The 21,383-nt window shown below is 41.6% G+C and carries 26 protein-coding genes and 1 pseudogene; 7 read left to right on the forward strand and 20 right to left on the reverse strand.

Going from position 1 to position 21,383, the window contains the following annotated elements; translation table 11 throughout:
* The first annotated feature begins 186 nt into the window (after positions 1–186).
* Positions 187–930, forward strand: a complete 744-nt coding sequence (locus tag KTB61_RS04505; protein WP_216696910.1) for a peptidylprolyl isomerase — start codon at positions 187–189, stop codon at positions 928–930.
* Positions 931–1,002: 72 nt separating this feature from the next.
* Here KTB61_RS04505 and KTB61_RS04510 read toward each other — a convergent pair whose 3' ends face one another.
* From KTB61_RS04510 to KTB61_RS04560, 11 genes and pseudogenes are all read right to left on the reverse strand, one after another.
* A complete protein-coding gene (locus KTB61_RS04510) occupies positions 1,003–2,403 on the reverse strand; it encodes a YfcC family protein (RefSeq protein ID WP_230973612.1) in 1,401 nt (466 codons plus the stop codon).
* 99 nt (positions 2,404–2,502) lie between these two features.
* Entirely contained in the window at positions 2,503–3,972 is a 1,470-nt protein-coding gene (pepD, locus tag KTB61_RS04515) for a beta-Ala-His dipeptidase (protein ID WP_216696911.1), read from the reverse strand.
* Between the two features lie 149 nt (positions 3,973–4,121).
* Positions 4,122–4,838 (reverse strand): helix-turn-helix transcriptional regulator, encoded by a 717-nt coding sequence (locus KTB61_RS04520; RefSeq protein ID WP_216696912.1) that lies wholly within the window; start codon positions 4,836–4,838, stop codon positions 4,122–4,124.
* Positions 4,839–4,892: 54 nt separating this feature from the next.
* Positions 4,893–5,531 (reverse strand): 3'-5' exonuclease, encoded by a 639-nt coding sequence (locus KTB61_RS04525; protein ID WP_075759459.1) that lies wholly within the window; start codon positions 5,529–5,531, stop codon positions 4,893–4,895.
* Complete coding sequence (locus KTB61_RS04530; RefSeq protein WP_216696913.1) at positions 5,489–6,145, reverse strand: sensor histidine kinase; 657 nt, start codon at positions 6,143–6,145, stop codon at positions 5,489–5,491. The genes KTB61_RS04525 and KTB61_RS04530 overlap by 43 nt, the downstream gene beginning before the upstream one ends.
* A complete protein-coding gene (locus tag KTB61_RS04535) occupies positions 6,145–6,975 on the reverse strand; it encodes an ABC transporter permease subunit (protein WP_216696914.1) in 831 nt (276 codons plus the stop codon). The genes KTB61_RS04530 and KTB61_RS04535 overlap by 1 nt, the downstream gene beginning before the upstream one ends.
* Positions 6,968–7,881 (reverse strand): annotated as a pseudogene (locus tag KTB61_RS13320) (ABC transporter ATP-binding protein). Before KTB61_RS13320 ends, KTB61_RS04535 begins: the two are co-directional and overlap by 8 nt.
* Positions 7,882–8,001: 120 nt before the next feature.
* Entirely contained in the window at positions 8,002–8,655 is a 654-nt protein-coding gene (locus KTB61_RS04545; protein WP_216696915.1) for a response regulator transcription factor, read from the reverse strand.
* A 5-nt stretch (positions 8,656–8,660) separates the two neighbouring features.
* A complete protein-coding gene (locus tag KTB61_RS04550) occupies positions 8,661–9,167 on the reverse strand; it encodes a CatA-like O-acetyltransferase, family 2 (protein WP_242946333.1) in 507 nt (168 codons plus the stop codon).
* A gap of 65 nt (positions 9,168–9,232) precedes the next feature.
* Complete coding sequence (locus KTB61_RS04555) at positions 9,233–9,649, reverse strand: hypothetical protein (protein ID WP_075759463.1); 417 nt, start codon at positions 9,647–9,649, stop codon at positions 9,233–9,235.
* A 14-nt stretch (positions 9,650–9,663) separates the two neighbouring features.
* Positions 9,664–10,170: a flavodoxin domain-containing protein gene (locus KTB61_RS04560; RefSeq protein ID WP_075759464.1), complete on the reverse strand. Its 507-nt coding sequence runs from the start codon at positions 10,168–10,170 to the stop codon at positions 9,664–9,666.
* A gap of 1,133 nt (positions 10,171–11,303) precedes the next feature.
* Between KTB61_RS04560 and KTB61_RS04565 the strand changes: the two genes are divergently transcribed.
* Positions 11,304–12,524 (forward strand): MFS transporter, encoded by a 1,221-nt coding sequence (locus tag KTB61_RS04565; RefSeq protein WP_002584949.1) that lies wholly within the window; start codon positions 11,304–11,306, stop codon positions 12,522–12,524.
* Between the two features lie 80 nt (positions 12,525–12,604).
* Here the strand turns inward: KTB61_RS04565 and KTB61_RS04570 are convergent, their stop codons facing one another.
* Together KTB61_RS04570 and KTB61_RS04575 are read right to left on the reverse strand one after the other, a co-directional pair.
* Entirely contained in the window at positions 12,605–13,405 is an 801-nt protein-coding gene (locus tag KTB61_RS04570) for a helix-turn-helix domain-containing protein (protein WP_002575858.1), read from the reverse strand.
* Positions 13,406–13,483: 78 nt separating this feature from the next.
* Positions 13,484–13,747, reverse strand: coding sequence for a hypothetical protein (locus KTB61_RS04575; protein ID WP_002575859.1), 264 nt, complete (start codon positions 13,745–13,747; stop codon positions 13,484–13,486).
* Positions 13,748–13,975: 228 nt separating this feature from the next.
* Between KTB61_RS04575 and KTB61_RS04580 the strand changes: the two genes are divergently transcribed.
* The 5 genes from KTB61_RS04580 (at position 13,976) to KTB61_RS04600 (ending at position 17,816) form a co-directional block, all read left to right on the forward strand.
* Entirely contained in the window at positions 13,976–14,389 is a 414-nt protein-coding gene (locus KTB61_RS04580) for a cysteine-rich VLP domain-containing protein (RefSeq protein ID WP_002575860.1), read from the forward strand.
* 111 nt (positions 14,390–14,500) lie between these two features.
* Complete coding sequence (locus tag KTB61_RS04585) at positions 14,501–14,896, forward strand: replication initiator protein A (protein ID WP_002575861.1); 396 nt, start codon at positions 14,501–14,503, stop codon at positions 14,894–14,896.
* 173 nt (positions 14,897–15,069) lie between these two features.
* Positions 15,070–16,014: a MobV family relaxase gene (mobV, locus tag KTB61_RS04590; RefSeq protein ID WP_002575862.1), complete on the forward strand. Its 945-nt coding sequence runs from the start codon at positions 15,070–15,072 to the stop codon at positions 16,012–16,014.
* Positions 15,998–16,210 (forward strand): hypothetical protein, encoded by a 213-nt coding sequence (locus tag KTB61_RS04595; protein WP_002584948.1) that lies wholly within the window; start codon positions 15,998–16,000, stop codon positions 16,208–16,210. Before mobV ends, KTB61_RS04595 begins: the two co-directional genes overlap by 17 nt.
* Positions 16,211–16,304: 94 nt before the next feature.
* A complete protein-coding gene (locus KTB61_RS04600) occupies positions 16,305–17,816 on the forward strand; it encodes a recombinase family protein (protein WP_216696916.1) in 1,512 nt (503 codons plus the stop codon).
* An 18-nt stretch (positions 17,817–17,834) separates the two neighbouring features.
* Here the strand turns inward: KTB61_RS04600 and KTB61_RS04605 are convergent, their stop codons facing one another.
* The 7 genes from KTB61_RS04605 to KTB61_RS04640 form a co-directional block, all read right to left on the reverse strand.
* Complete coding sequence (locus KTB61_RS04605) at positions 17,835–18,029, reverse strand: cysteine-rich KTR domain-containing protein (RefSeq protein ID WP_330656322.1); 195 nt, start codon at positions 18,027–18,029, stop codon at positions 17,835–17,837.
* A 22-nt stretch (positions 18,030–18,051) separates the two neighbouring features.
* Positions 18,052–18,666, reverse strand: coding sequence for a TetR/AcrR family transcriptional regulator (locus KTB61_RS04610; RefSeq protein WP_216696917.1), 615 nt, complete (start codon positions 18,664–18,666; stop codon positions 18,052–18,054).
* A 97-nt stretch (positions 18,667–18,763) separates the two neighbouring features.
* Complete coding sequence (locus KTB61_RS04615) at positions 18,764–19,072, reverse strand: methyltransferase family protein (protein WP_216696918.1); 309 nt, start codon at positions 19,070–19,072, stop codon at positions 18,764–18,766.
* A 186-nt stretch (positions 19,073–19,258) separates the two neighbouring features.
* Entirely contained in the window at positions 19,259–19,483 is a 225-nt protein-coding gene (locus tag KTB61_RS04620) for a hypothetical protein (protein ID WP_216696919.1), read from the reverse strand.
* A gap of 425 nt (positions 19,484–19,908) precedes the next feature.
* Positions 19,909–20,448 (reverse strand): flavodoxin family protein, encoded by a 540-nt coding sequence (locus KTB61_RS04630; protein ID WP_216696920.1) that lies wholly within the window; start codon positions 20,446–20,448, stop codon positions 19,909–19,911.
* A 93-nt stretch (positions 20,449–20,541) separates the two neighbouring features.
* The gene (locus KTB61_RS04635; RefSeq protein WP_075759470.1) at positions 20,542–20,757 is read right to left on the reverse strand and encodes a PF20097 family protein; all 216 of its coding nucleotides are present in this window, start codon (positions 20,755–20,757) and stop codon (positions 20,542–20,544) included.
* A gap of 88 nt (positions 20,758–20,845) precedes the next feature.
* A complete protein-coding gene (locus tag KTB61_RS04640) occupies positions 20,846–21,289 on the reverse strand; it encodes a hypothetical protein (protein ID WP_075759471.1) in 444 nt (147 codons plus the stop codon).
* Positions 21,290–21,383: the final 94 nt, after the last annotated feature.

The following is a 21,383-nucleotide window of genomic DNA, read 5'->3' on the forward strand; positions in this document are numbered from 1 at the left end:
GTTTCATTAGCTGTTTATAATATACCACACTTATTACGGTTTGTAAATATTTTTGTAACATTTCCGTAATAAATTTTTGGTATTTTAACCAGAATATTCATATTTTTCAAAGAACTAGACTCGTCTCGCTTCACAATATATAATATAATGGTTTATTAGAATTCAATGTTAAAGGAGAACAAAAACATGGATAACCAGAATGTACTGGCAATGGTTGCCGGTGAAGCGATTACTCAGGAAGATTTAGATTCTCTTCTTCGTGCTCTTCCAAAAGAACAGCAGGCTTATGCTGCAAATGAACAGTTTAGACAACAGTGTCTGGATCAGCTTATTACCATTCATTTGTTTGCAAAATTAGGAGAAGATCTGAAACTTGAGGAAACAGAGCCTTTCCAGAAAGCTATGGATCGTACAAAAAAAGAAATTCTTGCTCAGATGGCTATTGCAGAATCTATGAAAGATATTTCTGTTTCAGAAGATGAAGCTAAAGATTATTATAATGCCAATAAAGAACAGTTTATGACAGGTGAAACTGTACAGGCAAAACATATTCTTGTTGCTGAAGAAGACAAGTGTAATGAAATTCTTGAAATGATTACAAATGGTGATTCAACTTTTGAAGATGCTGCGAAAGAATTCTCAACCTGCCCTTCCGGACAAAGCGGAGGAGATCTTGGAGCATTTGGTAAAGGTCAGATGGTAAAAGAATTTGAAGATGCCGCATTTGCTGCAGAAATTGGACATGTGGTAGGACCTGTAAAAACTCAGTTTGGATACCATTTAATTAAAGTTGAACAGAAAAATGATGCTCAGCTATCTGCTTTTGAAGCTGTTGCAGATTCTATCAGGAATAATCTTATTCAGCAGAAACAAAACAATGTGTATACAGAAAAAATAACTGAATTAAAAACTAAATACGTAGAAAAATAACAATAGAAAGTCCGAAGGATATATATGCTTTTCCTTCGGACTTATTTTCATTTAAATATTCTTTTTATCACCTTAAAATGGACCGTATCCTATTTGTACTGCCAGTGTTAATGCTGCAAAAGCAACAATCCACCAGATTATAAACAATGGTATCAGCCATTTTGCCCATTTTCCCCATGGAATTTTAGCCATTGCGCAGGCTGCAAGAAGTTCTCCTCCGGTTGGCGCCATAACATTGGTAAATGCATCTCCCATCTGAAACGCCAGAACAGCGGTCTGTCTGGTAATTCCAATTAGATCCGCCAGTGGAGCCATTAAAGGCATTGTAATTGCCGCCTGTCCGGAACCTGACGGCACCAATACATTAAATAAATCCTGTACTACAAACATCCCACAGGCACTTAATTTTGGCGGAAGCCCATTTAACAGGCCTGCCAGGGCATGAATGACCGTGTCCATAATATTGGCATCTTCCATGATAATAATAGCTGCATTACATAAGCCGATCATCACTCCTGCAAACAGCAGATTCCCACAGCCTTTTAGAAATTCATCTGCAATTTCACCTGGCTTTAAACCGCCAACAAAGCCTGCAATCAAACCTGCAATCAAAAAGAGTGCTGCCAGCTCATCAATATAAAATCCAAATTTGACAATTCCAATCACCATTGCGATCATTACACCCAGCAATGTCAGAAGCACCAGTTTCTGCCTTGTTGTTAAGTTTACATCATCCTCTAATTTTAAATCATGCTTTTTATCTTTATCAAATTCATATACAAGACTCGATTTTGGATTCTTTTTAACCTTTCTTGCATAGAGCATTACGAAAATAATACTAACTGTCATTAATACAACAAAAACACCTGCACGAAAGCCTAATCCTGAGAACATTGGTAATCCTGCAATTCCCTGGGCCACACCAACTGTAAATGCATTGGTCATGGCTCCTGCATATCCTGAAGCTGCAGAACAAAAAATAATTCCGATTGCTGTCAGAGAATCAAATCCCATAGCAATACACACTGATAATACCAAAGGAACAAAAGCTAAAAATTCTTCGAAATTTCCGGCAAAACAGGATCCGCATCCAAAGATGATCATACATACCGGAATCATCAGAAGTTCCTTTCCAGCCATCTTCTTTACAACCAGAGACATCCCGTTATGAATAGCTCCCGTTGCCTCCATAATCTGAAACATTCCGCCGATAATAAACAAAAAGAATATAATATAACCAGCTCTTTGCAGGCCTAATGTAACCGACATAAACAAAGCAAATATTCCAACCGGATTCTGTTTGACATAATGGAATGTATTTGGATCGACAACTTCTCGATTCGTTGCTGCATCCATTACTCTTTCATATTCACCAGCAGGAACAATATAAGTGGCAATTGCACACAAGACAATAATAATCGCCAAAAGCACCATTGGATTTAAAGCTTTTATCTGTATTTTTTTCTTTTTCAAGTTTCTACCTCCCAAATCATACTATAATTTATGATAGGTGAAACAGATTTGTCTGTCAAATATAATTTTACTACATTAGCACTTTATCTTGATAATGTATCAGATTTTCTGATCGGATATTTGTTTAATGATCTTTTTCAATATCTGATACAATCTCTTAGTCGAAGAAACACTTAACCTTTCTTCTGGAGAATGAAGATTCCAGCAGTCAGGCCCTATGGAAATGACATCCAGATCCGGTTTTCCCATGAAAAAACAGCCACATTCCAAACCTGCATGTACACTATGGACTTTCGGTGTCATACTATAAGTCTCCTCAAATACCTGTAATGCTGTATTCCGAAGAAGTGAATCCGCATGATAAGCCCATCCCGGGTATGAAGAATGAATTTTGATACTTCCACCAAGCATTTTCCCAAGTCTTATAATTATATCTGCAATATGGTCCCTGACAGAATCATAGGCTGAACGTATCTCATATACCACACGATATCCATCCTGACTTAAATACATTTCCCCCAGATTATCTGAACTATTGACTGCACCTGTAATATCTGCATTCATTTCCCAAATGCCATCTGGTGAAAATAAAATCAATGAAAGAAAACAATCCATACTGCAGGCTTTATCAAAATGTTTTTTACACGGTTCAAAACGGATATATAAATCTTTTCCTGCACTCTGATACTCCTGTTTTAAATTTTTAAATATTTCCTGAATGATCTTCTTTGCCTGAGCTTCCTTATTTTTAGGAATAACACAGTCACATCTGGCTTCTCTTGAAATCGCCAAACGAAAATTCCCGCCTTTTAAACTACATAACTGAATTTCCATCTGCTTTTCCAGTTCCAGCAGAATTCTTGCCAGTATTCTATTGGCATTCCCGTTTCCTCTGTGAATATCTTCTCCGGAATGACCGCCTTTCAGTCCTCCGATTTCCAGACAATAAACTATCTGGTCAGAAGAAATATCATTCCAGCAGGCATTCAGATTTACTTCAACTGCTTCTCCTCCACAGCTTCCACAGACAATCTCCGTTCCAACTGCATGATCCAGATTAATAAAAAAAGAAGATTGAAGCAATGACGCATCAAATTTTTCTGCCCCTTCCATTGTTTCCTCTTCTGCCACTGTAAATACCACTTCTATCATCGGATGTTTCCAGGATGTTTCTTCTAAAACTGACATGGCAAGTGCCATTCCTATTCCATTATCTGCACCCAGTGTTGTCTCTCCACCAGTACTTAGAATATCTCCCTCCAAAACCCACGGAATCGGATCTTTCAAAAAATCATGGACTGATTCCGGTATTTTTTCACATACCATGTCCATGTGAGCCTGCAAAATAACCCCTTTTTTCTGTTCATATCCCTTTGATGCCTCTTTCCTGATATAGACATTTTTTAGTGAATCCTGTATCACAAACAATCCGCGTTCTTTTGCCCACTGAACCATATAATCACTGATTTGTTCTTCATGATAACTTCCTCGTGGAATCTGACTGATTTTATAAAAATTCTGAAATACTGAATCCTGTAGTAATTGTTTCATCTCTTGTTGTTCTTCCATATCGTTTCCTCTAATTAAACTGCGATTAACTTTTCCAATATCTGATTTTCAGCTACTTTTTGAATACGGTCCCCTGCTGTAAAGCATATATGATTATACATTCTTTTTATAAATCAAAAGTCGTGCTGCAATCTGCACTTTATTTACATTTAATAATTTTCCAGAACACCTTGCAGGTACTCTTTGTATTTCTGTTTTACATGCTCCGGACCTTCGATTCTCATATTCCTTCCAATACCGGTTACCCAGCCAAAAAACTGTGGACTAACAGATACAGTAACATGTGTCCGAAAATGATTTTCATCCATCGGAATAAGCCATACATCATGACCACCGTACATACCAAAGGTTTTCTTGGAAAAAGCTGCCAGATCAAAGTTCCGAAAAGAAACTTCTCCCTTGCGATCTGTTTCAAGAACCTTCATATGCTTCATCTTGTCCACACGATAATGCTTGATCTTACCAGCAACATCATCATAAGCCACCAGATAATAATTCTCGTCATCCCAGGTAAGTGCCCACGGACTGACCAGGTAAAAAGCACCATCCTTCTTCAAATGAAATTCTTTTTTCATGGTCCATTCTGCATACTGGAAGGCAATTTCCTTATTATCATGAATCGCTGTATGAATATAATCTACGTTGTAATAACCTGGATTCTTTCCCTTTTTCTGCTGAATATCCAGACCATACTTTTTCAGAATCTCCATTTCTGTATAGATGGTTCTGCGATCTGTGGTGATACTATGCTCCTGCTCAAGGATACTGCAGAGTTGAGATGCATTTAACATATGATTATCATCTGTACGCTCCAACATAATGTCCATTAGGTAAAGAGTACGGAGTTTCTGATCCAATGATGCCATAAACAATCCTTCCCCCTGTCAAAATAACTATAGAATCAAAAAATATTATCTTCATTATACTGCATCATTGGTTATTTGTGATAAATTGTTTGAATTTCCAAAACTTTTTATGTAGTCTCCAAGATTAAAACTCAAAGGTTCTGCAGATATCATTTTTTCTTTTTCATAACTCTGAATCTGAAATTCTGGATTAAGTTCCAGTTTTTTTATCAGTTTTGCCGTATTTAAAGCGTCACACAGGCCATCATGGAATCTTCCATCGGGATTTAAATCACAGAGCATTAAAGCTTCTTCAAGGCCAACCGGTCTTGAAAACTCATATCGTTTGGCAAAAATATTCTGATAATCAATCCAACGGGCAGGATTCATAAATTCTGCAATTTCAGGGTCGTCGATATTCTTGCTTTTAATTTCATGTTCCAACTGAGACAAATCATTTTTGCTCCAGGCGATTACTTTGTATTCCCTGTCACTTAGCCATGTAATCATATCCTTTAATACTTTCCCAATCAACGGTGCATTCTTCACATTCCTGTTGTTAATTCCTGTGAGATTAGAAGTGATAAAATAATCTATAACCCCAAACTTCGGATGAACATACTGGCTGATTGTTCCAATAGATTTATAATTCTCATCCAGCAGAACAGCTCCTACCTGAATGATTTCATTAGCATATTTGTAGTTTGGGTTAATATATTGTCAAAAATGCGTCTGACAGCCTCTTTATCCAGTTGTCTCATTACACGAATTTCAGACATCTGAATATCCGGAAGTATTCTTTTATTAACAAGCACTCCATAAAAACCGGCAATACTCTGTTCCAAAATATCATTTATGCAAATCTGTTCTATATGGAGTTTTTCATCTTGTATTGCAAGTAACGAACAACTGAATAGTTCTTCCGTAAGGGAACGCATTGAATCTGTACGCTCCCTTATCACATCAAGATACTTCTTCACATTATCACCTGATTCTTCTTGTTCCAACAAGTCAAGATATCCACAGATTGCAGTAAGCGGTGTCCGCAGATCGTGAGAGATATTAGTAACTGCTACTTTTAATTCCTGATTACCATGATTGAGATTTAATTGTTCTCTCCGCAGATCCCACAACTGTCTGTTTATCTGTTCAGCAAATAAACGTATTTTTCGATTTCCAGAAGAAACTGAAATCAGCGTGTTTGTATCCGTGTGAAGTTTCTCCTCCAATCCTTCTGTTATTTCCTGCAGGGAATTCTGAAAAGACAGTAAGTTTCCAAGCAAAATCAATATAACAATTCCCAATACAAGACATAACAGGCTCCACATTATTTCAAATCCTTCCTCTTAAAAATAAAAATCCCACAACTAGTTGTGAATATAAAAATTATTCTATCGTAGATAGCATATCTTCCCAGATGTTCCGCATTCATGCTGGAAAGCCTGAGCATCTGCCCACCTGGAAGAAATTCATTTAGGAACAAATAAACCTGCCTTTTTGTTCCTGATACATAATTTGGATTCGGTGTTTCATCTTCCTCCACCGTAACTCCTTCTGACATATAAGAATACGCATCATATGTTTCTGGTTCATTTAATGCTGCTGTTATACGGACACCGACAAATAACAGCATAAAAATCACTAATATACACCCTGCCACAGAATACGCTTTATTACTGCACAACATAGATATCAAAGTAAATATTGCTGTACATGCTGCTGTCATAGTAAATGTCACTAATCCATAAAACATAAGCATATGTGCATCTGACACGAACCATCCCAAAAGCGGAGTCCCTACACAGACATGTGACAACATGAATGCAACACACAGCGTAAAGGATGCCTGCACATTTGAGACGAGATTTGCAACATAAATTTTTCTTCTTACATGACCAGCAATCAGTTTATTTCTCATTGTACCATCGCTGTAATCAGTTCCAATAAACAGCGCAGTAAGCAGAGATACCATCAGTGGAACAAAAAGTGCATATATAAAAATAGTTGAATCCATGTTCCATCCACTATTCTCATCTATATTATCCATATAGTGAAGAATAGGAAATAAAGCTCCCAGAAATAATTCTGCACATGTTAAAATCCAAAATAATTTATTCTTCAACAGTCTCGCAAAATTGGCTCTTAATAATCTACGCATGCTTTCCACCTCCAACCAGATTCATATAAAAGCTCTCTAAGCTCTCTTCACAATCTTTGAGACTGTATATTTCGCAGTTACTGCCTGCAAGAGTTTCCACCAGCTTTGTAATTGATAATTCTACAAATATATCCGCTGTATGTTCGTCCACAATACGATATTCCAGCTTCATTGCATCCAAAACACACGCTAACGTCTTTGTACTGCTTACCTCTGCACGAATACATTTTCTGCAGTGCTTTTCTAATTCCTCAGCACTCATTTCTTTCAACAGATGTCCGCCATCAATGAATCCATAATTTGTTGCAAGTCTGGCAAGCTCATCTAAAATATGACTGGAAATCAGAATGGTGATCCCCTGCTGCTGATTCAGTTTTAATATGAGTTCTCTGATTTCGATGATACCCTGCGGATCCAATCCATTCACAGGTTCGTCCAATACCAGAAAATCCGGATTCCCGGCAAGTGCAATAGCAATTCAAGTCTCTGACGCATACCAAGTGAAAAGTTCTTTGCCTTCTTATTTCCCGTATCTGATAATCCAACAAGCTGCAATAATTCATTTATTCCATTTTCAGAAGGAGTGCCCAATATCTGATATTGCTGACGGATATTATCTCTTGCATTCATATCCAGATAAATGGATGGTGTCTCCACGACTGCGCCCATTCGTCTCCTGCTTTTTACAATTTGCGGATCCGTATTTTTTATGCCGTAAATTCTGTAACTTCCACTATCCGGCTCCTGTAAACCGCAAATCAATCGAATCATAGTAGTCTTTCCTGCTCCATTTCTTCCCACAAATCCATATATAGAACCTTTGGGTATGTGCATTGTCAAACCATTCAATGCCGTAAAATTTTTGTATTGCTTTGTTAAAGCATTTGTTTCAAGTACATATTGCATCATTCAATCCTCCTTTACTTGATGGCTTTAGTCTATCAGGCAAAGGTTGAGGAAGTAGTTAAGAAACCAGTTGAGAAATAGTTAAGATTCTGATTTTGCCATTCCACAAACTGTAAGTTGTCAGTCTACAATCTTATATCCCGCTGACTCCACATATTCCTTTCCTGATATCTCTCGCAATTTTCCTCGTAAATGACTGATGTGTGTCTTCAATGAATTTTCTGTACAATCTGGCGTATCTAAACTAATACGGTCTAATAAAACAGATTTAGCGATTACCTGTCCCGGATTTTGTACCAATAGTTTAAAAATTGCGAATTCCGTTCTTGTCAAGGTCACTGTTTTTTCTTCTAATGAAACTTTTCTTGATGTCTTATCTATATTTAACTCTCCATAGTTGTATATAGAAAATTCGGTTGTTCTCATGCTTTCACGTAACCTGATATTAGTACGAGCCAGCAATTCTTTCGTGTCAAAAGGCTTAGTTAAATAATCTACCGCCCCTCCAAGTAACAAATTCACTTTACTATCTGAATCAGTTTTTGCACTTACTACGATTATTGGAATCCCTCGTATCTGTGGCAACAACTTCTCACCAGACATTCCCGGCAGCATCAGATCCAGCAAAATCAGATCTGGTCTTTTTTGTTGCAATAGCAATAGTGCTTCCGTTCCAGAAAATGCACGTTGCACCAAATATCCTTTGCTTTCCAAAACTTCCTGTTCCATATTTCCTATTGACTCATCGTCATCAATAACCATAATCGTATACATCCAACTTATTGTTCCACCTTTCTTTGCTTTCTCCCTATATTGTCAATATTTTTCTGCAGCAATTCCAAAAACTTTCCAGCATGTGCACCGTCCATCTGCGTATGATGAAACTGAAATGATATTTTTAACATAGTCCGTCCAAAATAACTCCGATATCTTCCCCATATGATAAATGGATTATTAAAGATTCCACTATTCATACCTACAGCACCATCAATTTCTGTATTAACAATAGCCGATGTGCCAATAACCATGTATTCAGGCAAATCATGATTCATACAACTGTCTGCAACCTGTTTTGTTAATCTCATATAATCCCTATTAAAATCTAATAGTTTTTTACTAAATGGTACATCACAAGAACTTACCTCACCATTTTTGTTTCTAACAATGGTATTTACCGCTAATTTATTATACTGATACAATTTTCCTTGTACCGGAAGTATATAAAACTCTTTTACTTCTCTTGCCGCTTTACCAATGCACCAACATAAAAGCATATTGAATTTCAATTTATATTTTTTCCTTCATTTTCTGCTTCCATATACAAATCTTGATCCCTCTTCTCCCATCTTTCCTAAATCAACTGTATAATTCTTGCAATCTCCATAACTGCAACCTTTAACATCACTCCACTGGATATTACATAAAACCATATCTCACGCATATGCTGTGATTTTGCTATTGGTGTTGCAATTGCTGCAATAATTATGATTGCTGCTCCAACACATCCAATAATATTTGGAACGCTCACAAGCGAAAATATACCAGGATTACAGCTTCCATCTATCGTATACTGAATCGTTTTATCCAGTCCGTCTCTTGCAGCTGCAAAACAGCATATAACAAGACCATAAACCAGGACAAACAGACTTCGTCTACCCCAGAAATTTATGTTGCCTCTGTTACTTATTGAATATCCAATGAATCCTATTAAAGATAAAATCATCAGTGTAGTGACTGTTGTTACCATATTTCCAAAATAAAGTTTCATCCTTCTGCCTCCTGCTAATTAAAACTTTTATACCACTCAATAACTGACTTCAAATTTTGCCCTGACACTCGTTTACCACCGTTTACCATCATATCTAACATATCATCCTCTTCCGGAGTACGGTCTGTTTTTCCTGCTAATCCCTTCCCTGCAGTTTTGACCATAACATTCATCATAAAACGATACACTCCATGAAGTTTCTTCACATCAAAATTTCCTTGTAATGTAAATAATGGAATCCTCTGCGGAATTGCATTTTTATCTCTGACTTCTTTTAACTGCATACCGGTCTGTCCCATGCCAACACCACAGACTGCACACACTTTATACTTTTTCGCCGCCTCTTTATACCCTTTAATTCCGCCTGCCATAATCCATCCAAGATAAATGATTTCGGTGCCAGCAGATACCTTATTTTTTGCCTGCTGTAAACTAAGTACTGGCAGATTCAATTCCTTACCTAATATTTTTGCATATTCTGCTGTACTCCCAGTGTTTGATGTATATAAAACTGCTTTCATTCTGCTCTTACCTCCATAATATAGACAACGCAGTGCAAAATTGTTATATAACAATCTGCACTGCGTCTTAGCGTCTGGCTTAGGTCAGTTTACAAGGAACTACACGCAGACCGTGAAACGGGCTGCTGACAACAAACGGCGCTATGCTCCCGGCTGGGTGCATAGCACCTGTTTGTTGCGGGGGTTTCCAAAGGGGGCAGCGCCCCATTTGGCACACGACTTTGCGGAGCAAAGTGTAGTGTGTTATACGCTCTGTCGGCGTTGCCCTGAAAATACCGTTGCCGCCGGGGAGGGCAAGGGCATTTGACGCGGCAGGAAAGCAGGGCTTTGTTTGGGGCTGGTAAGCCGGAAACAAAGGGCTGATTTCAGCAGCAGACAGGGCGTATTATGAAAGCCCCCGTCCCTCGTCCTCCGCCCCCGGCCTATGGGACAAAAAGTCCCAAAGCTCTGGACACCGTGACCAGATGTGTGGCCACACTCCGGGAAAAGTAGCAGGACGGCAGGAAACCGTCAAGGCTGAAATGAATGGGCTGACGCCCGGCCTTGACCGTTCCCCGCCGCCCCGCTGGATGGGTGGACAAGGTGGCCAATCCCTAAAAGTGTTTGGCCGCACTCGTTCATTTTGGGGCCTTTCTTCTCCCAAAATTGAAATGGGCGGGAAAGCCCTAAAATGGCTTTCCCGCCTTGATTACCCATTAGCAAAGACGGGCGAGACTGTCAACGGCGGCGCTGAAAGCGCCGTTCATCTTGACCGTTGACTGGCTCGCCTGGCTTTGCTACTGCCCGTAAGAGATGGAAAAACAAGATGGAAAACAAGGTTAAAAATGGTTGACAAGTCTATCGGATGTGTGTTATACTGTGCGACAGTTTGAGATTGGAAGGAGGCTTACGTGTGTTAATTTGTGTACGCTAATAAGCAATAAAAAGTAGAAGTACCTTTCCACATGATGGTGGGCTTTTTTTGCGTGCGTATGCAAAGGAACACGTAGGTTTGACACGAGCAGTCTTTGAACTGTATCGTGGTGTTTTTTCGTGCTTTGTTGTTATGCAGGCGTCTGCCCTCTCTGTGGGACAACGCCTGCTTTTTATTGCAGAAACAAAGGAACAATGCAATAAAAAAGGAGGTTCGCATTATGACCCAAAACAACAATTCATGGAGAAAAACTTATTTTACACTTCTTGCCGGACAAGCAATATCCTTTATTAGCAGCGGTATTTTGCAAATGGCCATTATCTTTTATTTGGTTGCGAAAACTAATTCTGCAATCATATTGACGGCGGCAACACTGATTGGATTTTTGCCGCAAGCCTGTTTAGGCCCGTTTGCAGGTGCTTTTGTTGACCGGCACAGCCGTAAAAGCGTAATGATTGGTGCGGATTTGATAATTGCCGCCGCTGGCGGTATTCTGGCGCTGGTGGCGTTTTACATGGAATTGCCCGTATGGTCTATTATGGTTGTCCTGTTAATCCGAAGTGCGGGAACTGCTTTTCATTCTCCAGCATTCAGCGCAGCAACACCTATGATTGTGCCAAAAGAGGAACTTACAAAATGCGCTGGTTACACGCAGACCATGCAAGCAGTAAGTGCGATTATCAGTCCAGCTGCCGCAGCGTTTTTATATGCTGTTTGGCCTCTTAATGCAATTATATTGTTAGATATTGTGGGTGCAATCCTTGCCTGTGTGACTGTTGCGATTTCGTCCATACCAACGCCTGAACTATGTCCAGAAACGAAAAGACAACAGTTTTTACAGGATATGAAAGAGGGGTATGTGGTATTAAAGCAAAACAGGGGCCTCTTTGCTCTGCTCTGGATTGGTGTAATTTATATGTTCTTTTATATGCCAATCAGTACGCTTTTTCCTCTCATCTGTATGTCATACTTCAAAGGAACACCGGCCCATGCCTCTGCCGCTGAAATTGCTTTTGCGGTTGGTATGCTGCTTGGCGGAGTCATTCTGAGCATTTGGGGCGGTTTTAAGAAACGGCGGTACACCATCGGTCTTTCCGTTCTCCTGATGGGCGTTAGCAATATGCTCTCCGGGCTTTTGCCGCCAGACGCATTTCTTGTCTTTGTTGTGTGCTGTACTGTTATGGGAATTTCCGCTCCATTTTACGGTGTGCAAAATGCGATTTTTCAAGAAACGGTCAAACCAGAATATCTGGGGAGAGTTTTTTCTCTACTGACAAGCGCCGCTTCCCTCGCCATGCCGTTTGGCCTTGTCATTTCCGGGCCTCTGGCGGAGCGGCTGGGAGTTGAGAAATGGTTTGTCATTTGCGGAATTGGCATTATCATCGTTGCGCTTGCCGTATTTTTACTACCCGGTTTGAGAGAGATTGACAATACGCAATAATCAACTGCACCTTTTTCTATTACTAAACAAAATGCCTGGATGGTGGTTCTGAAAAACCAGAACCGCCGTTCAGGCATTTTTTATCTTCGTCCTCTCTGCGGTTTTGGATTCTTCAGCAAGTCGGATTTTTCCGCAATCTTTTTCAGCCACTTCCGTTCTTCTACTGACAGCTTCCTAAAATTCAGCTTGAGCCGTTTGCAGATAAACGCCAAGTACGCTTGTTCCGTGTCGCTGTCCTGGCTGACGATTTCACCAGCAGTTTCCAGCATTTCTTTTAGCGGGTTATCCTCTGGGACGCTGAAAAAATCGTCCTTGTGTGTTTCCCGCAGAGCAAGGGCAATCCCGTTTATGTCCCGTTGTATCACATAGCGGCAAAACTCGTCCTCATCAATATGGGCGGTGATAAGCTGTCTTAACTGCGTATCACTCATGCCAGGATTATGCTTTTTTATAACAGTTGCGCTCATCGTGTCCACTATGGCGTTTGCACCCTGCGCCTGTTTCAGTGCCGTTCCGTTCACATAGATTTCAAGGTCAGCCATCAGCCGGGGGAAATCCGGGTGCGCCGCCAGCTCACACAGCAGGGTATTGTCTATCCTCCCGCTTTTCAGCAGGTCAATCATTTCATCACTCAAACGCAGGTCTGCAAGATCGGCGTTTGGGTGATTTTTCATTTCAGACAGCCCCAGCAGATAATCAGCGGTCACACCGTAAAACTTCGCCAGCCGGATAAGGGCATAGTGGCTGATGTCCTTGAAGTCTTCCGTTTCGTAACTGCCCAGCGCAGACTTGGAAAGCCCGGTCTGCTCCGCAAGCTGCCCCAGCGTCAAGCCACGCTCCACACGTAGGTCTTTTAATCGCTCTTGTATGGATAAAGACATATTCACCCTCCTTGCTAGCTCAACGAAAGAGAAGCCGTTATGCTATGTACTATGCTCATAGCATAACGGCATAGGCATTTACAGTTTTATTTTACCATTTGCTACATCTTCACGAAATTTATCAACAAGCTTCGCTGTCAGCTTGGATTTACCGTAGTGTTCAAGTACAAAAGTACGATAACTTTTTCCATCTACAAGCACATCACTTTTTCTGGTCAACAACCAATTTCCGTTACCTCCTCCCTGTTCTCTAATATTCCAGTCTTTCCCATATCTTTTATAGATTTCATCTTTTTTACCTTGAACAGACATTGATTCGCTTGGAATATAAACAATTTGCATAATAGCTCCTCCTTTATTTTGTGCAAGAAGACCAGAAACCTGAATTTGTCTTTTATCTTTTTTTGATTATATCACAAATCCGAGAGCGTGGAAATAGGGAGTTTTTCAGGCTGATTTCCTACCTCTTGGATATACGGCACAGGCGGTCAAAAAGGTGTAGACTTGGGATAGTTCATCGATGGACAAGCACCTTGGAAACAGAACACGCCAAAGAAAACGGAGGGACGCATGAGCAAAAGACCCTATCAACACCTGCCGCCGCTGGAACACAGGCCGGACGGCTCCCCCTACCGCATAACCCCGCCCCAGAAGAGACGAGCCAGCGGCCTGATACGCCGGGAGTGCTGCAACTGCGAGGACGGAAACTGCCTTGCGCTGGACGATGGCGACACCTGCGCCTGTCCGCAGATGATTTCGTTCTCCGTCTGCTGCAAGTGGTTCCGCTGGGCGGTCTTGCCGCTGGACAGGACGCTGGAAGCGGAGATTTACCGGGACAGGGACTTGAAACGCTGTGCGGAGTGCGGCGGTGTGTTCGTCCCGAAGTCCAACCGGGGCAAATACTGCCCGGACTGCGCCGCCAGAGTTCACAGGCGGCAGAAAACAGAAAGTGAACGGAAAAGGAGGTCTGCTGTGGACAGTTAAGAGCGGGAAAAGCCTTGATTTGCAAGGCTCCGCAAGCCCTCAACCGGGGCGGCTGGTATCATTTATCATTCGCCCCGGAAAACGGGCCTCTAACCGTCCACAAAACACGCTATGACAAACACGATTTATATTCACCAGCCGGAAAAGGCGTTCAGTTTCACCCGGCTCCCCAATTTCCTTTTTGAAGCACCCACATTCCAGCCCTTGAGCAACGAAGCGAAGGTGCTGTATGCCTTTGTCCTGCGCCGGGCGGAGTTGTCCCGGAAGAACGGCTGGGCGGACGAGTACGGGCGGGTCTACCTGTACTACCCCATCTGCGAGGTGGTCGCTTTGCTCCGCTGCGGGCGGCAGAAAGCGGTCAACACCCTGCGGGAGTTGCAGTATGCGGGGCTGGTGGAAATCCAGAAACAGGGCTGTGGAAAACCCAACCGCATTTACCCGAAATCCTATGAAGCGGTTCCAAACACCGACTTCAAGAAATCCGGTTATGGTACGCCGGAGGGCTGAAAACCGTACTTGGCGAGTACGAAAATCAATCCTCTTGAAGTACGGAAATCTGACGGTATATAGAAATACAGAGATTAAAACCATCTATTTACATTCATTCCATTCCAATCCTATCAGAGATATTTTCGGCGGGAAAACCCGCCGGAAAGGAATGGAATGGGGAAAGGAGTTCAATGGCACAACACGCAATTTTGCGATTTGAGAAGCACAAGGGCCACCCGGCGGGGCCGCTGGAAGCCCACCATGAACGGAAAAAGGAGCAGTACGCCAGCAACCCGGACATTGACACCAGCCGGAGCAAGTACAATTTCCACATCGTCAAGCCGGATGGCCGCTACTACCATTTCATTCAGAGCCGCATCGAGCAGGCCAGATGCCGCACCCGCAAGGACAGCACTCGGTTTGTGGACACGCTGATTACCGCCAGCCCGGAGTTTTTCAAGGGCAAGTCCCCAAAGGAGATAGCGGCCTACTTCCAGAGGGCGGCGGACTTCCTCATTGACCGGGTGGGCCGGGAGAACATCGTTTCGGCTATGGTACACATGGATGAAAAAACGCCCCATCTGCACTTGGTCTTTGTGCCGCTGACAAAGGACAACCGCCTGTGCGCCAAAGAAATTATCGGCAACCGGGCCAATCTGACGAAGTGGCAGGACGATTTTCACGCCTGTATGGTGGAGCAGTACCCCGACCTGGAGCGTGGGGAAAGCGCCAGCAAGACGGGCCGGAAGCATATCCCCACCCGGCTGTTCAAACAGGCGGTCAACCTCTCCAAACAGGCGAGGGCCATTGAAGCGGTTCTCTCCGGCATTACCCCGCTGAACGCCGGAAAGAAGAAAGAGGAAGCCCTCTCCATGCTGAAAAAGTGGTTTCCGCAGATGGAGAACTTCTCCGGGCAACTGAAAAAATACAAGGTCACAATCAATGACTTGTTAGCGGAAAATGAAAAGCTGGAAGTCAGGGCAAAGGCCAGCGAAAAAGGCAAGATGAATGACACGATGGAACGGGCGAAGTTAAAAAGCGAACTGGACGATATGCGGCGGCTGGTTGACCGTATCCCGCCGGAGATTTTAGCGGAACTGAAACGGCAACAGCGGCAGCATGGAAAGGAAAGGTGATCTTATAAGTAATATCAGATACAAAAAGGAAATCGAAATCGTGACTTTTCAGGGAAAGGAAATCACACTGGAAAATCTCTCCCCGGTGTTCACGCCGGAACAGGAAGCAGCCAAACGCCGGGAACTGGAACAGCAGCTTTATGAGGTGTTCCGCAAGTACGCCGACAAGCGGGAGAGTGAGGAAGCCGGGACATAAGGTTTTCCAAACCCATCATTGATTTGCGGGGCTGCTGGCGGTATAATAGAACTGTCAGCAGCTCCGTTTCTTTTTTAAGAAAAGGAGCGACAATATGAACAATCGGATAGACGCAATCTATGCAAGACAATCGGTAGACAAAAAGGACAGCATTTCCATTGAAAGCCAGATTGAATTTTGCAAATACGAGTTGAAAGGCGGTAACTGCAAGGAATACACAGACAAAGGGTACAGCGGCAAGAACACAGACCGTCCGAAGTTTCAAGAACTGGTGCGGGACATCAAGCGGGGCTTGATTGCAAAGGTCGTGGTTTACAAGCTCGACCGTATCAGCCGTTCCATTCTGGACTTTGCCAACATGATGGAGCTGTTCCAGCAGTACAATGTGGAGTTTGTGTCCTCTACGGAAAAGTTTGATACCTCCACGCCGATGGGACGGGCCATGCTGAATATCTGTATCGTGTTCGCCCAGCTTGAACGGGAAACGATACAGAAGCGGGTAACGGACGCTTACTACTCCCGCAGTCAGCGGGGCTTTAAGATGGGCGGGAAAGCCCCTTACGGCTTCCATACGGAGTCTATCAAGATGGACGGTATCAACACAAAGAAGCTGGTGGTAAACCCGGAGGAAGCGGCCAATATCCGGCTGATGTTTGAGATGTACGCCCAGCCCACAACTTCCTACGGGGACATTACCCGGTACTTTGCCGAACAGGGGATTTTGTTCCATGGCAAAGAGCTGATACGCCCCACGCTGGCGCAGATGTTACGCAATCCTGTCTATGTGCAGGCAGACCTTGATGTGTACGAATTTTTCAAAAGTCAAGGTACAGTCATTGTCAATGACGTTGCCGATTTTACGGGCATGAACGGCTGCTATCTGTATCAAGGGCGAGATGTAAAGGCCAGCAAGAAAAACGACTTAAAAGACCAAATGCTGGTACTGGCTCCCCATGAGGGTATCGTCCCCTCCGACACCTGGCTGACCTGCCGCAAGAAGCTGATGAACAACATGAAAATCCAGTCTGCCCGGAAAGCCACCCACACATGGCTGGCAGGAAAAATCAAGTGCGGGAATTGCGGGTATGCTCTTATGAGTATCTACAATCCCTCCGGCAAACAGTATCTCCGCTGCACGAAACGGCTGGACAATAAAAGCTGTCCTGGCTGTGGGAAAATCATCACTTCGGAACTGGAAGCGGTTGTTTATCAGCAGATGGTAAAGAAGCTGGCAAGCTACAAGACGCTGACAGGAAAAAAGAAAGCGGCAAAGGCAAACCCGAAAATCACCGCCCTGCAAGTGGAACTTGCCCATGTAGACAGCGAGATTGAAAAGCTGGTGGACAGTCTGACGGGGGCAAACAATGTCCTGTTCTCCTATGTGAATGTGAAGATAGCGGAACTGGACGGGCGCAAGCAGGAACTTCTGGCAAGGATAGCGGAGTTGACTGTGGAGGCCATCAGCCCGGAACAGGTCAGCCAGATTTCCGGCTACCTCGATACCTGGGAGAATGTATCTTTTGATGACAAGCGGCGTGTGGTGGATTTGATGATCACCACCATAGCCGCCACAAGCGACAGCTTGAACATCACATGGAAAATCTGACTGGCGGCACCCCTCCCGTCAGATACCTACCCTGTGTAGTCCCTTGTAAACTGTACTTTCCTTAACTATAAATTTTTCTGCACTAATCAGGCTTTCCTCTTTGCATTTTGGACAAAACAAAGGGAAATTTGTAATCACTGTGTCTTTCCTTAATTTTAATCTTGTTTTACTTCCACATTTCGGACAAAGAATCCATTCCTGATGCTCTGATATTTCATTCAAATCACTCACCCTTTCAGTTGATCTGCATTTCCCGTGAGAAGTGGTCCATATGCTCTTCAAGAAGCTTTATCACCTGGCTCTTGTCATTCGTTCCATCATATATGCTGTAAAGTAAAAAAATGGGTCCATAAAAGTCAAGTGCCACCTGTCTGGCTTTCCCTGCATCTTCCAACATTCCTGAAAACAAAGCTTCAATATAAGATAACGGTCCACTCGCAAGGTAATTCTGATATAACTGCGCCATCTGTGGCTCTCTATACTGTTCCAATGTCAGCATCTTACGGAAACAGCAGGAAAACTCTTCTTCTGTCCAATGAAGAAACTGCACCTTTGTGAACTCCTTAATCTTATCAAATGCTGTTTCTTTATATTCGGCTATTACTTTTGTCATTTCACCTTCTGGCATTTCATACTGCTTTACTCTCTCAATATCTAATTCATTCATTTTTTCAATAATACTGTCTAATATCTCCTGCTTGCTTTTATAATGCTTATACAAGGCAGCCTTGGTCACTCCAAGTTTTGAGGCAATATCATTCATGGATGTTCCCATATATCCACTTTGTGAAAAGAGTTTTAAGGCTTGTTCCAATATTTTTTCTTTTGTATTTTTCTCTTTATTATTCATTTGCATCCTCCCATAATTATTCAGTTACCTCTCGGTTACTTAATATTATAGTTATCGAATGGTAACTTGTCAAGAGAGTTGCAAAAAATTAGATAAATTATTTTTTACTGAACCACGGAATACATCTATTTACACTGTGGAAATAAGCCTCATATTGCTTTCCATACAACTCTCTTAGCCATTTTTCCTCAGTGACTACCAATAATAGCGACATATAACTCCAGCAAATCATACCTACAACAACCAAAAGAAGAAGTCTGTTTGTCATGCAGACAGCTCCCATACTTATAAAAAATGCTGCACTATATACTGGATTTCTTACCCATCCATAAACACCATCCTGAATCAATATATTCTCAGATATATTTTCAAACAATTTTGATGTATACTTCGCTGAATAATTCAAGACTCGCTCGCGAGTCTTGGCGCGGAATTCGGATCTGCATAGCAGACATACTTCCAATCCGAATTCCTGCGCATCCTCGCGGAGCGTATATCAGATGGGGGATTGAAACCCGCCACTGATACATAATTGTTGCTCACCGCCTACAGAGGCGGGAGTCATCCCTCATCTGATATAAGTCTTACCTCTCTATCTTCCTCTCATGTATAAAATTACTTTTAACACAAAGAACAGAAATGCCAGTACCGTTGCATATGTCTCACCTGTCAATGCCAAGAACAGTACCGTTGCTACGCTTAACAGCATAGAGAATGTCATTATCATTTTGCATACTTTTGTAATCTTTAACTGTGTAACTATAATCTCGATTAGTCCAATTACTATTAATAAGAGAAATAATCCCCAATAACCCATCCAATTGAACGCCGTTGTTTCTGTATACGAAAACAAGTTTACGGATGAAATATAATGTTCTATTGATTTTGGTATACAGGAGCAAAACAATCAACAGAAAATAAAGTAAATCAATGGCTCCAGCAACCAGCCTTCCAATTACCATAAATGCTGAAAATATAACTGTCAGCACACATACTATTTCTCTTAAAACCGGATTTGTACTTCTGCGATTTACCTGGAATATCAATGTCGCATGACACTTAGTACAAGCAGCGTCGTAGATGATGGATAAGATGACTCAAGTATCCCCTCAATCAAAATCGGTCTGTAATTGTGGTTCTATACTGTTTCTAAAAACCATACAATGCATGGCTCTTTCCCATGTCTTTTCATCTATAATCTTATAATGGTCCTCCATAAGCTATTCCTCCATAAATCTTTCATCATAAAATAGTAGTTCCTAATTGATATGCTTTTTCCAAGCCATCTGTATTTTTCACATCGCCCTTATCTTTTGCACCTCTTACAAGCACTGCTCCTGCATCTTCAAGCTTGAAATAATTTAATACAAGCCGATACTGCACTTTAATTGCATCAAACAACTCCGGTAATGTTGCTGCACCAACTAATATCAGTGCAAGCTTTTTAAGCTTAAACTCATTACGCATAGGTGTATGTAGTCTGTCAATAAGTGCTTTTAACTGTGCACTCACACCATAAAAATATACAGGAGAAGCTATAACAAGCACATCTGCCACTTTCAGTTTTTCATATACTTTCGTCATATCATCTTTTTGAAAGCACTCATTCCCTTCTCTGTCAAAACACGTGTTACATCCTATACAGGGATTCACTTTATAATCTGCTACTGAAATTATTTCAACAGTGTTATTTTTCCCTGCTCCATCTGCAAATGCCTGTACAAGCTGATCTGTGTTGCCTCCTTTTCGCATGCTCCCTGCTAAAACAACAATATTACTCACTATCTGTCATTCCTCACTTTCCTGTATAATCCCAAAAGACGCAGGCAAGAAAACATTTTTGCACTGCGTCTTTGCGTCTGGCGTCTGTTACTATTAGTAATTAATCACTATCATTCTGCATTCTTCACAGCAGTTTGCTTCCACTCTTGTCCTGTGACTTGGTTTCAGTTTTGTTATCTCTACAAAACCCTCTGCTTTTTTTGCATTTTCAAAAACTCCCGGTACTTCATTTGCGAAGCTAAAGGCTCCATCCTTACTGCTGAATAAATATCCTTTTCTCATTTCTTTACCACATTTTGAACACTTCATCTTCTAATCCTCCACGCCTCAATCAGTTACCTATTGGTTACCATTATTATAGTAACCGATAGGTAACTTGTCAATATTTAATTCCACTTTATTTTAAAAATGCATTCATATAACTAATTAGAATATGACACGGTGCAAATATAGCTGCAAATATCAATAATAAAATGTTTCCGCTTATAATACCACTTCCGATAAATAGCAGAGAGGGTACAATTGATAAATATAAAGACTTTCGTATAGAATCCTCTTTCCAAAATATTATCCAGCCAAGACAATATAGTGCTACAAGTAGCACTCCTAAAATCAGATAAATCGTTTCTCCATGTTTAAACCAATACCCTTTACACATAAAAGGAATTGTAAGAAACATATTAAAAAAACATCCAAATCTACCAATCTGCTCAAGAATCTCAACCACTTTGCTATGATAACGATTTTCAAATCCATCTTTACATGTCATTGCAAACACAATATTGGGAACCAGAATTACAATAACAAAAATCAGTCCCCAATAATCCAAATACTTATTCATAACCTTATCTTCCAACCTCCAATCTAGCAACAGAGACAAAAAGACGTAGGCAAAAACATTTTGTTTCTTCTCTGCGTCTTAAGCGTCTGGCTCT

Origin of the sequence: Anaerostipes faecalis (assembly GCF_018982945.1) — a bacterium.
Classification (GTDB): domain Bacteria; phylum Bacillota; class Clostridia; order Lachnospirales; family Lachnospiraceae; genus Anaerostipes; species Anaerostipes faecalis.

Bases quoted from the DNA above. Each gene is read 5' to 3' on its own strand.
- KTB61_RS04640 (WP_075759471.1), bottom strand. From the start codon at position 21,289: ATGAATAAGTATTTGGATTATTGGGGACTGATTTTTGTTATTGTAATT.
- KTB61_RS04565 (WP_002584949.1), top strand. From the start codon at position 11,304: ATGACCCAAAACAACAATTCATGGAGAAAAACTTATTTTACACTTCTT.
- KTB61_RS04505 (WP_216696910.1), top strand. From the start codon at position 187: ATGGATAACCAGAATGTACTGGCAATGGTTGCCGGTGAAGCGATTACT.
- mobV (WP_002575862.1), top strand. From the start codon at position 15,070: ATGGCACAACACGCAATTTTGCGATTTGAGAAGCACAAGGGCCACCCG.
- KTB61_RS04520 (WP_216696912.1), bottom strand. From the start codon at position 4,838: ATGGCATCATTGGATCAGAAACTCCGTACTCTTTACCTAATGGACATT.
- KTB61_RS04635 (WP_075759470.1), bottom strand. From the start codon at position 20,757: ATGAAGTGTTCAAAATGTGGTAAAGAAATGAGAAAAGGATATTTATTC.
- KTB61_RS04545 (WP_216696915.1), bottom strand. From the start codon at position 8,655: ATGTATACGATTATGGTTATTGATGACGATGAGTCAATAGGAAATATG.
- pepD (WP_216696911.1), bottom strand. From the start codon at position 3,972: ATGGAAGAACAACAAGAGATGAAACAATTACTACAGGATTCAGTATTT.
- KTB61_RS04535 (WP_216696914.1), bottom strand. From the start codon at position 6,975: ATGCGTAGATTATTAAGAGCCAATTTTGCGAGACTGTTGAAGAATAAA.
- KTB61_RS04555 (WP_075759463.1), bottom strand. From the start codon at position 9,649: ATGAAACTTTATTTTGGAAATATGGTAACAACAGTCACTACACTGATG.
- KTB61_RS04560 (WP_075759464.1), bottom strand. From the start codon at position 10,170: ATGAAAGCAGTTTTATATACATCAAACACTGGGAGTACAGCAGAATAT.
- KTB61_RS04580 (WP_002575860.1), top strand. From the start codon at position 13,976: ATGAGCAAAAGACCCTATCAACACCTGCCGCCGCTGGAACACAGGCCG.
- KTB61_RS04595 (WP_002584948.1), top strand. From the start codon at position 15,998: ATGGAAAGGAAAGGTGATCTTATAAGTAATATCAGATACAAAAAGGAA.
- KTB61_RS04610 (WP_216696917.1), bottom strand. From the start codon at position 18,666: ATGAATAATAAAGAGAAAAATACAAAAGAAAAAATATTGGAACAAGCC.
- KTB61_RS04620 (WP_216696919.1), bottom strand. From the start codon at position 19,483: ATGGGTTATTGGGGATTATTTCTCTTATTAATAGTAATTGGACTAATC.
- KTB61_RS04575 (WP_002575859.1), bottom strand. From the start codon at position 13,747: ATGCAAATTGTTTATATTCCAAGCGAATCAATGTCTGTTCAAGGTAAA.
- KTB61_RS04530 (WP_216696913.1), bottom strand. From the start codon at position 6,145: ATGTGGAGCCTGTTATGTCTTGTATTGGGAATTGTTATATTGATTTTG.
- KTB61_RS04600 (WP_216696916.1), top strand. From the start codon at position 16,305: ATGAACAATCGGATAGACGCAATCTATGCAAGACAATCGGTAGACAAA.
- KTB61_RS04570 (WP_002575858.1), bottom strand. From the start codon at position 13,405: ATGTCTTTATCCATACAAGAGCGATTAAAAGACCTACGTGTGGAGCGT.
- KTB61_RS04585 (WP_002575861.1), top strand. From the start codon at position 14,501: ATGACAAACACGATTTATATTCACCAGCCGGAAAAGGCGTTCAGTTTC.